Origin of the sequence: Exiguobacterium sp. 17-1 (assembly GCF_023096305.1) — a bacterium.
Taxonomy (GTDB): domain Bacteria; phylum Bacillota; class Bacilli; order Exiguobacteriales; family Exiguobacteriaceae; genus Exiguobacterium_A; species Exiguobacterium_A sibiricum_A.
The window spans coordinates 577,309-589,147 of record NZ_JALIGJ010000001.1 but is presented as its reverse complement, the minus strand read 5'-3'; the positions used below and the strand labels follow the sequence as shown (position 1 = coordinate 589,147).

The 11,839-nt window shown below is 46.2% G+C and carries 11 protein-coding genes; 4 read left to right on the top strand and 7 right to left on the bottom strand.

The annotated features are described in order from the left end of the window. Positions 1 to 11: 11 nt before the first annotated feature. On the bottom strand, positions 12 to 557 hold the full coding sequence (locus MUN34_RS02865; RefSeq protein ID WP_235188824.1) for a FadR/GntR family transcriptional regulator: 546 nt from the start codon (positions 555 to 557) through the stop codon (positions 12 to 14). Positions 558 to 631: 74 nt separating this feature from the next. Beyond that, positions 632 to 3,799: a DNA polymerase III subunit alpha gene (gene dnaE, locus MUN34_RS02860; RefSeq protein ID WP_247856837.1), complete on the bottom strand. Its 3,168-nt coding sequence runs from the start codon at positions 3,797 to 3,799 to the stop codon at positions 632 to 634. Positions 3,800 to 3,952: 153 nt separating this feature from the next. Between dnaE and MUN34_RS02855 the strand changes: the two genes are divergently transcribed. Then, the gene (locus MUN34_RS02855; RefSeq protein ID WP_026827736.1) at positions 3,953 to 4,147 is read left to right on the top strand and encodes a YtzJ family protein; all 195 of its coding nucleotides are present in this window, start codon (positions 3,953 to 3,955) and stop codon (positions 4,145 to 4,147) included. A gap of 61 nt (positions 4,148 to 4,208) precedes the next feature. Here MUN34_RS02855 and MUN34_RS02850 read toward each other — a convergent pair whose 3' ends face one another. Next, positions 4,209 to 5,144, bottom strand: coding sequence for a DHH family phosphoesterase (locus MUN34_RS02850; RefSeq protein WP_247856836.1), 936 nt, complete (start codon positions 5,142 to 5,144; stop codon positions 4,209 to 4,211). Between the two features lie 66 nt (positions 5,145 to 5,210). Here MUN34_RS02850 and MUN34_RS02845 point away from each other — a divergent pair, with 66 nt between their 5' ends. Next, positions 5,211 to 5,528: a YtpI family protein gene (locus MUN34_RS02845; protein WP_026827734.1), complete on the top strand. Its 318-nt coding sequence runs from the start codon at positions 5,211 to 5,213 to the stop codon at positions 5,526 to 5,528. 41 nt (positions 5,529 to 5,569) lie between these two features. Here MUN34_RS02845 and MUN34_RS02840 read toward each other — a convergent pair whose 3' ends face one another. Beyond that, on the bottom strand, positions 5,570 to 6,880 hold the full coding sequence (locus MUN34_RS02840) for a DRTGG domain-containing protein (RefSeq protein ID WP_026827733.1): 1,311 nt from the start codon (positions 6,878 to 6,880) through the stop codon (positions 5,570 to 5,572). Between the two features lie 156 nt (positions 6,881 to 7,036). On the opposite strand from MUN34_RS02840, the gene MUN34_RS02835 reads away from it, so the two are divergent. Further along, positions 7,037 to 8,149, top strand: a complete 1,113-nt coding sequence (locus MUN34_RS02835) for a M24 family metallopeptidase (RefSeq protein WP_247856835.1) — start codon at positions 7,037 to 7,039, stop codon at positions 8,147 to 8,149. Between the two features lie 105 nt (positions 8,150 to 8,254). Here the strand turns inward: MUN34_RS02835 and MUN34_RS02830 are convergent, their stop codons facing one another. Then, positions 8,255 to 8,980 (bottom strand): SDR family oxidoreductase, encoded by a 726-nt coding sequence (locus MUN34_RS02830; protein WP_247856834.1) that lies wholly within the window; start codon positions 8,978 to 8,980, stop codon positions 8,255 to 8,257. Between the two features lie 152 nt (positions 8,981 to 9,132). On the opposite strand from MUN34_RS02830, the gene MUN34_RS02825 reads away from it, so the two are divergent. After that, positions 9,133 to 9,570: a universal stress protein gene (locus tag MUN34_RS02825; protein ID WP_026827730.1), complete on the top strand. Its 438-nt coding sequence runs from the start codon at positions 9,133 to 9,135 to the stop codon at positions 9,568 to 9,570. Positions 9,571 to 9,662: 92 nt separating this feature from the next. Here MUN34_RS02825 and MUN34_RS02820 read toward each other — a convergent pair whose 3' ends face one another. Beyond that, positions 9,663 to 10,268 carry a 3D domain-containing protein gene (locus MUN34_RS02820; RefSeq protein ID WP_235188823.1) on the bottom strand — a complete coding sequence of 202 codons (606 nt, stop codon included), beginning with the start codon at positions 10,266 to 10,268 and terminating at the stop codon, positions 9,663 to 9,665. Positions 10,269 to 10,609: 341 nt separating this feature from the next. Continuing rightward, positions 10,610 to 11,821 carry an acetate kinase gene (locus MUN34_RS02815; protein ID WP_026827728.1) on the bottom strand — a complete coding sequence of 404 codons (1,212 nt, stop codon included), beginning with the start codon at positions 11,819 to 11,821 and terminating at the stop codon, positions 10,610 to 10,612. Between the last annotated feature and the right edge of the window lie 18 nt (positions 11,822 to 11,839).

Below are 11,839 nucleotides of genomic sequence, written 5' to 3'. Positions count from 1 at the left end.
CCTTGTGGTTCCTACGAGCGCTTTAGAAAAGCTTCCCGTTCCGCTCGCGTATAGAGCTCCCCTTGACCAAAACTTTGATAGAAGGCATTCACTTGCCGCCAAATCCGCTCAAACAAATCGTTATCGATTGTAGCGATCAGCGTTTCACGAAAGACCGCGTCGGAATCGACGTGAGCTTCTAGAATGGACACGTCTGCGAGTTGAACAAATGCTGCCTGTTCAAGCAAACGAAGTGTTCCTGCCAAATCTTCAAACTTTGAATCGCCGGTCACTAAAAATTGTGCGATGATCTGAATATAGGTATGGTCATCACGGTTTAAAAGAAAACTACCTCCCCCGTGCCTTGTCTCGATGATTCCGAGGTAGGCTAACGTCCGAAGTGCTTCGCGGACGGACGGACGGCTAATCGACAGTCGTTCTGCCAATTCACGTTCTGATGGAATTCGATCTCCCGGCACAAAACCATCCTGTTCGATCATCGTTTTGATTGCTGAAATATTCATTTCAAAAGCATTCCGCTTTTTCTCCATTGGTACAGCACCACCTTCCTGACGCATGCGTCATTTCCTTATTCCGGCGGTCATTGGTCAGACCAATTACCCCTTATTATAACAAATCTTATTACCTACTACTAGTTCGAACGAGGGACATTTTTCAGGATGATATTCGCTTCCCCGAATCGGATTCGGAGCTGCGCCATCAATTCCTCTTCCTGTTGAACGGCATATATTCCAGGCAATGATTTGGTCTCATTCGTATCAGCATAACGAACGACGACCGGAATATCGCCGGGGACGGTTTCGAGCATCCGTTCAAGAACAGCGAGATCATTTTTAGACGATAGTTTGACGAATAACACATCCTGCCCTAAAGGACGTAACCGTTCTAGGACGAATTGACGATTGCCTTCGCGTTCTTGTACCTTCACTTCAATCAACAAGACGTTTCCGATATACAACGAACGTTTAAACGCTGCATACTGTTGCGGAAAAACGACGACTTCTTCCGTCGAATATCCATCAACGGCATGCATGACCGCCATCGTCTGGGCACGTTTTGTTTTAAATTCACGGATTTGCTCAATGTAACAGACCAGATAATTGGTTTGATTTCCTTCAAGGGAAACCGTTTGAAAATGCGTCGTCTCAACCGGCGGCTTCATTGCGGTCATCAACGGAGAATAGGTCAACCAAAACCCGAGCGACTCGCGCTCAAGGCGTGCCCAGTCCGTCGCTGTCCGGTTCGTTTGTGCCGTTGTCTTTCTTCGTCCGAGGCTTGCGAGTTCATCCGGAAGAAGTGTATTCGACGCCATCGTAAAGTAATCAAGGACTTCCTGTTCCGCCTGCCCCCGGTCTCCATGAGTCGCACGATCGAGCGCTCCGCTGTATAACAAAAGTTCAATCTTCGTTCGTTCTTTTTTCCCCCACCCGACCGCTGACAACAATTGTGTGATTGTCTGCGAGGTTTTAGCCGCTTCCCGTAACGTCTGAAAGTCTTTTTCCGTGATTCCCCGAAGTGTTTGAATCCCAAGCCGGATTCCTTTACCTTCTAATGCCGAACGGTAATCCGACATCCAAATATCAGGCGGCAGTACCGGAAGGCGTTTTTCCCGCATGACACGCACGAGACGTTCCGGTTGATCGATCGATACCAATGAAAAGATTTGTGGATAATGGGCCTTCATGTATCCGAGGGCATAACTGATTTTCGTATACGCCACGGCGTGACTACGGTTAAACCCATATCCGGCAAACCGTTCGATTTGATCGTACAACGTTTCGGCGACCGTTAAATCAAAATCATTTTGTACCGCACCTTCGATAAAACGCTGTTTTTCCGCTTCTACAGACTGACTACTTTTTTTCGAGATTGCCCGCCGTAACAGATCAGCCTGTGCTAATGTAAATCCGGCGACCCGGCGTGTAATCTCCATGATTTGTTCCTGATAGACGATGACGCCGTACGTCGCTGCCAAAATCTCTTCTAAAATCGGATGTACCATTTGATAGGGTTGACCGGCTTTTCGTTTCGCATAGAGATCGATGAATTTCATCGGTCCCGGACGGAATAGTGACATCGTCGCGACTAAATCCTCGAACCGGCTTGGCTTGACCTCCCGTAACGTCTGCTTCATCCCGGCCGATTCAAATTGGAAAATTTGATCCGTCTCCCCTTTCGCGAACAATCGTAACGTCGCTTTGTCCTCGTCCGGTATCCGTTCCACCGAGAAATCGGGGGACGTATGCTGAATCAATTGTTCCATCTGACGCAGCCGTGTTAAATTCCGTAACCCTAATAAGTCAATCTTCAGCAATCCTTGTTGTTCGATTGCCTTCATTAAATATTGTGTGACGAATCGTCCACTTGCGTTCAAATCAACCGGTGTCGTCTCGATTAATTCATCTGACCCGATAATGACACCAGCGGCATGAATCGAACGTTGTCTTGGTAATCCTTCAATTGCTTGCGCAAGTTGCAGTAGTTGGCGTCGTTTTTCACTGCCCGAGAACCAACGGTAGATCGATGCCTGTTGTTCAAGGCCTTGTAACGTCGTCACCTTTCCCAACTGTTTTGCTGCCGCGTCCGTTTCATCTTTAGAAAACTCTAATACCCGTGCGACATCGCGTAATGCGGCTTTCGCTCCAAGAGTCGATAACGTTCCGATCTGACCGACATGTTGTTTTCCGTACCGCTCGACCAGGTACTCAAGCACTTCTTCCCTCCGCTCATCTTCGATATCAATATCGATATCCGGCATCGAGATCCGCTCCGGATTCAGGAAACGTTCAAATAACAAACCGTACTTCAGAGGGTCTACCGTCGTAATCCCGAGGGCATAACTGACGAGCGATCCTGCGGCCGATCCACGTCCGGGTCCTACACGGATTCCTTTCACCTTTGCATGCCGTACTAAGTCTTCGACAATCAAAAAGTAGTCAGCAAATCCTGTCTTTTCAATGACTTCAAGCTCATACTGCAACCGTTTTGTCGCTGCTTCCCCGGTGTGACCATGTGCCAGTAAGCCATCATGCGCCAAACGGTTCAGCACGTGATTCGAATCATTCGTCACTTGCGGGAGAGGACGCGATTGAAAAGGCAACGTCAATGTCTCCTGCGATTCTGCCCATTGTTTCAGCAATCGTAGTTCCCGATCAGTAAACTGTTCGTGTAACTCTTCCATTAGTTTAAAGTGAGCCAACCGATTGATTTTTTGTTCAGCGAACGTCGCCCCTTCGTCAATCGCACGTAAAGCTTGAAATGCTTCTGCCTCTTCACGAAAGAGGTAACGAACGGGATCAATCGGAATCGTTTCGATTCCAAGGGCATTCGCCGCTTGACGGTACTGTTCCCTGCTGTCGCGTTCAACGGTCGAACGGACCGCCTTGACGCCGAGAAAAATCGTCGCTTTGTGCGCTGACCCCATCCACTGGGCGACGAGACGCCGTAAGCGTGCTTCATCTTCCGGAGCTTGTCGTTTCGGTTCCAGGACGGCGATCAGTTCCGCGTAGTCGTCCACAGGCATCTCACTAGCAAGTCGGTAGAGTGCTTTTAGTCCATGACTCGTCTTCGCATACCACAGAATCGTGAGTTCATCCGGTTCTATGACTTGTTCGAATCCGACAATCGGAGTCAGTTCCCGTTGCGCACAACCTGCCATAAACGCCGGAACTCCTGTCAAAGATGTCTCACAGATGGCTGCAGCTGAAAAGCCGCGTCGTTTGACCTCATCCAGATAACGATCCATCCGAATCGTACTTTGCAACGGACTGTATGCTGTACGGACATTTAGTTGGATCATTCTTTTTCCTCCATCCTCATTTGGTTATATTTCGTTATAAATGAAACGTTTTCAGAAGTTTCATATCTATGCGCTTCTCAGTCTCGCCATCCCCATCATTTTTCGCTACAATAAAAAGAGAACATCATGACTTGAACGGAAGGAGAGTTTGCCATGATTTTAAACCGTAGCCAGATTGCCCGCGAAAAAGTAGAACAACTGAAATTAGGGGTAACCGCATTTACCGAGACTGAAGAAATCGCTGAAAAAATCCGTAAGTCCGTTAAAGAACTTGAATTAAACGTCATTGAAGATCACACAGAACGGGGAATTTGGTTCATCCCCCAAGAAGAGGCTTCCACTCATTGATGCTAAAAAAAGCTGTTCGCCATGTATCCGAAACAGGATGATGGCGAGCAGCCTTTTTCTATTAGAACGTAAAGGCTTCTGCCACTTCATTCAAACGGGAGACGACCGTATCCACTTCCGTCAAATCTTTGATCGTCGCACCCGATGCCATCGGATGTCCGCCACCATTAAATTCTTTGGCTACCTCATTAATGACTGGTCCTTTCGAACGCAGACGGACACGAACTTCCTTGTCTGTTTCAAGGAACAATGCCCATGCTTTTAAGCCTTTCAGACCTGCAAAGCTGTTGACGAGAAGGGACGCTTGTTCAACGGTCGCATCGAATGTCGCCAATGTATCCTGTGTCAACACGACATACCCGACACCCGCTTTCGTCAACTGGATATGTTGCAACACATAACCTTGTAACTGTAAAGCGACCAGTTCCGTCTGGTACATGTTTCGATAGAGCCAATCCGTATCAATTCCCGTATCGAGCAGTTGCGCTGCGACGGAAAACGTCCGGCTTGTCGTGCCTCTGAATTGAAAACGACCTGTATCTCCGACGATCCCTGCATAAAATTGAATCGCTGCTGCCGCCGGGATTTCATAGCCCCATTCATTTAAGAGATGGACCAACAGCTCCGACGTCGAACTGACGGTTGTATCAACGATTTGAACGTCGGCATAGGGATCTTCGTCCGGATGGTGGTCGATTTTAATCGTTTGCTGACCATTCAACGCTTCCGCTCCATCAATCCGTCCTTGATTAGCTGTATCCAGAACGATGACGAGTGCCTGCTTGTACTCCGCTGCTTCCACAGAATCAAGCGCCCCCATGAATGCAAGTGAGCTTGCCATCTCGCCGACCGCTTTCACTGTTTTTTCGGGAAATCGTTTTTGTAAAACCAACTGTAATCCAAACTGACTGCCTAGCGCGTCAGGGTCCGGGCGTTCATGCCGATGAATGATGATTGTCGATGATTGTTCAATCAATTGTCTGATTTGTTCTTTCACAGTGCACAGCTCCTCTAAATATTGATATGATACAAACAGATATAAAAAGAAAAGGAGGTCATCCATATGCAGTTTGTACTCATTCTGTTAATCGTCTTGTCGCTTGGTGGATATTTACTTGCAAAACGACGTGCGTTTCATACGAAAAGCACGAACCGAAAATTTTTATTCAATACACAAGCGAGCATCTGGCTCAGCCTGTTCGTCATCTTGTTTGCCGTTAACCAATTCGTCTCCGGCGAAGGCCTGACATCGACAACCGGGAAAGTTGTTTGTTCAATCCTCATCGTCATCGGTGTCGCTTCGTTCATCGCTGGTTTCATCCGCTATAAAAAAATCTATCCGTATGTCGTCCGTGAAATGGAACAGACGGAACAGTCCTAAAAAAGACGGTAGCTACCGTCTTTTTTTATGCCCAGTCCATGTTATCGATCAATCAGTTGTGACGTCACGAGTGCTTTTGCCACGATTTGTGTGCCTTGATACATCTCGACATCCACTTTTCCGAACTTCCGTCCGACATCAAACACATTGGCCCGAATCGTAATCGTACTCTCAATTTGAACGGGTTTGATGAAATAAATGCTGACATTTTCGATGACGAGGTCACCCTTTTTCATGTGGCGCAACATCCGTGTCGCTCCTTCGACGAGCAAGGTCGTCAAGACACCACTTGAAGCCGTCCCCATGAAATTCGTCATCTGTGGTGAGACTTCCAGCGAAAGGTAAGGTCCTCTCGCATCTTCCGCCGCCTTGATTTGTCCCGTGATCAAGTCATCAAACGTTTCCCCGACTTGTGGTTGACGGTTTGCCAGTTGCAGGGCTTTTAATACATCTTGTCGGCTGATGATGCCCAGTAATCGACCGTATTGGTCAATGACCGGTAACATCTCAATTCCTTCCCACACCATCTGATGCGCGGAATTCGTCACACTTGTCCGGATACCGACCGTGATCGGATGACGCGTCATGACTTTTTCAACCGGCCAATCGTGTGGACGGTCAATGATATCCTTCGCCGTCACGACACCGACGACCTTCATCTGTTCATCGATGACCGGGTAACGATTGTGTTTCGTCTGCTCATTGAGTTCATGCCATCTGGCAATCGGATCATTCGTTTGTAAATAAAACGTATCATGTAATGGAATTAAAATATCGGAGACAAGTAAAATTTCTTTTTTGATCAGTCGGTCATAGATGGCCCGGTTGATCATCGTCGCGACAGTGAATGTGTCGTAAGACGTTGAAATGATCGGCAGCTCCATTTCGTCCGCCAATCGTTTTGCGTCTTCCGTCGTATCAAAACCACCGGTAATCAGAACTGCTGCTCCTGCATCCAAGACCAGTTCATGTGCTTTTTCCCGGTTTCCGATGATAACAAGACTGTCGACATCGATATAACGCATCATCGCTTCTAACTTCATCGCTCCGATGACGAATTTCGTCAATGTCTTATGAAGTCCGTCACGTCCTCCGAGAACCTGTCCATCCACGATGTTGACGACTTCCGCAAACGTCAGTTTTTCAATATTTTCTTTTTGTTTCTTTTTAATACGAATCGTCCCCACACGTTCGATTGTTGAGACGAATCCTAAATTTTCCGCTTCTTTAATGGCACGATATGCCGTACCTTCGGATACCGTTAAGTCCTTTGCGATTTGCCGGACGGATATTTTGGCGCCCACATCGAGATCCTCAATGTGCCGGATGATCTGTTCATGTTTTGTAGGCATGCTGTATCCCTTCTTTTTCCTATATTCTACTCTTCTGTCATTATACTGTACTACTCCAATGAATGAAAAGTGTACTAGTCCCGATTTGCGAGAAATGTTTTCCAATTCCAACGATGGTATACTGAATCATGAAACGAACAGAGAGGTGGAAACGATATGTTAGAACGGACAAATCAGATTAGTCGTGTATTACAAGAATCAGGAATCGATGTTGCATTGATTACGTCAAAAGCGAGTGTATTTTATTTTTCAGGTGTCTATGCGGAACCGCATGAACGTGTGATGGCCGTCATCGTAGACGCTAACGGAAAACGTGCCCTCTTCTGCCCTGCGCTCGAAGCCAACATCGTCGCTGCAAGTCCATGGGACGGCGAAGTCATTACGTATGCGGACCATGAACATCCATTTGATAAAATCAGTGAAGCGCTTCAAACGTTTTCGATCTCCAATAACCGAATCGGGATTGAAGGCGAACATATGACTTTCAGCCGGTTCAAAGAGCTAGAAGCCCGTCAAGAAAATGCGGCAATTCTTGATATCGGTCAACCCTTGCAAGCATTACGCCTGAAAAAAGACGCTCAAGAGATTACGATTCTCCGCGAAGCAGCAACCTTAGCTGACGAAGCAATCGAAATCGGTAAACAGGCAATTCGTCCTGGTGTCACGGAAATGGAAGTCATTTCAACAATCGAGTTCGAAATGAAAAAGAAAGGCGTCCGTGAGATGTCGTTCGATACATTGGTTTTATTCGGAGCAAACAGTGCAGACCCGCATGGTGTGCCGGGTGACCGAGTCATTCAAGAAGGCGATTTCGTCCTGTTTGACCTTGGTGTCGTTTGGAAAGGATATTGTTCAGACATTACCCGGACGTTCGTTTATGGCGAAGCCAGTGAAGAACAACAAACCATTTACCAAACGGTTCTTCAAGCACTCGAAGCAGCTACAGAAGCCAGCCAAGTCGGCGTGACTCTTGGTACATTAGATCAAGCTGCCCGGAACGTGATTGAACAAGCCGGTTACGGTGACTATTTCACCCATCGTGTCGGACACGGTCTCGGAATCGATGTCCATGAATTCCCGTCACTCGCATCGAACAACCTGCTGACAGCGGAGTCCGGAATCGTGTATACACTCGAGCCAGGGATCTATGTCCCGAACGTCGGCGGTGTCCGTATTGAAGATGACATTCATTTAACCGAGAGCGGACCGGAAGCACTGACCCGTTATCCGAAGCATCTTCAGTCATTGCCTGTAACAGCAGTACAGTAAACTAAATCAGAATCAAAAAAATGAAAAACAGGGGAACGGAATTTCAATTCCGTCCCCCTGTTATCTATACAACCAAATCCAACTGTTAATTATTCTTCGGAACCATCACGGACGGGATTGATGTACAACGTTGACCCCGCCGGTCACATCAAGAATCGCCCCTGTAATCAGACTGGATTCTTCCGCTACTAAAAACGAAATCGTCCGCGCGATATCTTCTCCGACACCAGTCCGTCCGACCGGTGTCTGTTCATCCGCCGTCGCCTGTTCAATCCGTTTGGACTTATTGTCACCCACAATATTACCGGGATTGACCATGTTTACCGTGATACCGTGTTCTGCCTCTTCAAGCGCTATACTTTTTGTCAAACTGACCATGCCGCTTTTCGCCGCCGCGAATGCAGCCCGCTCCACCCAACCAGGTGCAGATGCACTCTCCGGAAAACCGTATGTAATGATACGTCCGTATTGTTGCTTGCGCATGATTGGAAGAATCTTTCGTAATAACCAAAAACTAGCTGTCAGGTTACCGGTCACCACTTCATTCCATTCTTCATCTGAATAGTCGACAAGCGATTTCCGTTCGAAGATATACGGTCCCGCATTCAAAATCAACGCGTCGATCCGACCGTGGGCAGTCATCGACTGCTCAACTGCCTCCATCAGCTGATTTTGCTCTGTCACGTCCGCTTTAATCAAATGGAGACGTTCATGAAAAAACGTCGGTTCTGAACGGTGAAGAGCCGTTACGTGCCAACCTTCCTCGAGCAAACGACGGGTCACCATCTCACCGAGTCCTTTTGTTCCTGCTGTAATTAATGCGTGCCTCATCTTGGCATCGCCTCCTTTCATCTCTTTCCATCTTACGGGTTCCGCTGGCGAAGAACAATTTTAAAATCTCCTTAAATGTTCCTCACCTTCTATTTAAGGGAATGGTACAATAAGGGTGTAAAATCAGATGAATACGAAGGGATGGATATAAGATGGCAATCGTATATCATAACATTTTAGTAGCAGTCGACGGATCAAAAGAGGCAGAGCGTGCTTTTGAAACAGCGATTGACGTCTCACTTCGAAATAATGCCAAACTCGTCATTGCTCATGTCATCGATACACGGACTTTTGCAACTGTCGAAGCCTACGATCGGACGATTACCGAACGCGCCGAATCATATGCGAAAGAACTGCTCGATGATTACGTCAAGACAGCTCAGGAGCGTGGTGTCAAGGATGTTGAAGTCGCTATTGAATACGGTTCCCCGAAAGTAACCATCGCCAAAAAACTTGCACCCAACCATAATGTTGATTTGATTATCTGTGGTGCAACCGGTTTAAATGCTGTCGAACGTTTCTTTATCGGTAGTGTCTCCGAAAGTATTACACGTTATGCAAAATGTGATGTCTTGATTGTCCGTCTTTAATTGAACTCATTTCTGCACTGCTTCTTTCAAGAGGCAGTGCTTTTTTAGACAAAAAAAATCAATCGCACCGATGTACGATTGATTGAAATGACTTATTTGAATTTAACAGTGACGTTACGACGACCCCAGTTAAATGCTTCGGCACGTGAGTAGTAGAGAATATCCATCTTCTTACCTTTAATGGCACCGCCTGTATCTGCTGCTGTATACGTCCCTTTTAATTTTCCTTTGTAATACACTTTAACCGTTGAACGAAGCGGAATCACACGTGGATCAACTGCTACGACTTTCTTTTTAGAACTCTTGATGTTCCAACCGATTGCCGTTAAGTTACCGCTACCTGGATCGTACGGTGTATATGCTGTCGCACTTACGTTTGTGATCGTTTTCCAACCACCTGTTGATTGTTTTTTCGATCCGCTTGATGTGACGACTTTAGAATAACGGGCACTGAGGTAAGCCGTTTTTCCTTTGTAACTGACTTTATACCAGTTTCCTGTTTTTGCTTTGTACGGTAGTGTTTGATTCTTATATAGAAGACCGAGTTTCTTAGACGCTGTTGTGGCTTTTTGGCGAACAATCAGACTATCGACCGACGACTTGACATTTTTTTTAGTTGCAGCTTCCGCTTGAAGACCTGCAAACGAACTGAGTGCTAACAAGACTGCTAAAACACTAGCGATTATTCGTTTCATCATCATGTAATCTCTCCTCCATAATTGTCCCTGTTTTGTAACTTACATTAATATACATGACAAAATGGAGCTGTGCCGTTACATATAGACCACAAAAAGATGACGCGATTGTTACTTTTATATTACAAAAGACTCATTTTTATCGGTTTCAAACCGTTTTTACGACAATAATCGGTTTAACTTTCGTTTTCACGTTTTTTATATGACAAACCTTGTAACAAACGTTTTTATTACGAGAAATAAACTCATCTGTTTTTACTCCGTTGAGATGATTTTCTTCAAACAAAAAAACGTCTGAACACAATTTTCATTGTGATCCAGACGTTTGATAAAAAAGATTCCTATTACGCGTTTTGTTCGACCAATCCACCGATACGAACCGTATCACGGGCAATCATCAATTCTTCATTCGTCGGAATGATGATGACTTTGACAGGTGAATGCGGATAGTTGATGAACAATTCTTCTCCGCGTGCGCCGTTGTTGAGCGAAGGATCCCAATAAACGCCCATAAACTCAAGACCGCGTAAGACACGCTCACGAATCGAATCCGAGTTTTCACCGACACCTGCTGTGAAGATGATGGCATCAACGCCGTTCATCTCCGCTGCATACTGACCAATGTAGCCATGAATCCGGTTAGCGAAGATTCGGAGTGCCATCTCTGAACGGTGGTTTCCTTCTGTCGCTGCAGATTCAACATCACGTAAATCACTTGAAAGACCAGATAGACCGTAGATTCCTGATTCTTTGTTCATGACATTCAGGACATCTTCTGCTGTTTTTCCTGTCTTCTCCATTAAGAAGGGAATCAAAGCCGGATCAAGCGAACCAGACCGTGTACCCATTGTAATTCCTTCGAGTGGCGTGAAGCCCATCGTCGTATCGAGTGATTCTCCACCTGCAACAGCTGCGATTGACGCTCCACTGCCGAGGTGACATGAAATCAGACGTAAGTCTTGTAACGGACGACCTAACAATTCAGAAGCACGTTCTGTTACATATTTATGGCTTGTCCCGTGGAAACCGTATTTCCGAATTCCGTACTCTGTGTAGTATTCGTACGGAAGACTGTAAAGGAAGTTTTCTTCCGGCATCGTTTGGTGGAAAGCCGTATCAAAAACAGCGACTTGCGGGACTTCTGGTAAAATCGCCTGGAACGCACGAATTCCGATCAAGTTTGGCGGAATGTGTAACGGACCGAGCTCCGTGTATGATTCGATGTCTTGCATGACTTCTTCTGTAATGACAACCGAGTCCGCATATTTTTCTTTACCGTGTAACACACGATGTCCGACACCTTTGATCTCGTCATATGATGAGATGATGCCGAATTCCATGAGTTTCTCAAGTGATAATTCAACTGCTTCTTTATGTGTCGCAAGTGGAAGAACATCTGTGAATTTCTGTCCTTCGCCATATTTAATCGTAAAGATCGCATCGTCTTTTCCGACGCGTTCTACTAAACCAACTGCAATCATCGTTTCATTCGGCATCTCAAGTAATTGGAACTTCAGTGACGAACTACCGGCGTTTACTGCCATAATCTTTGCCATGATTTTTTCCCCTTTTCC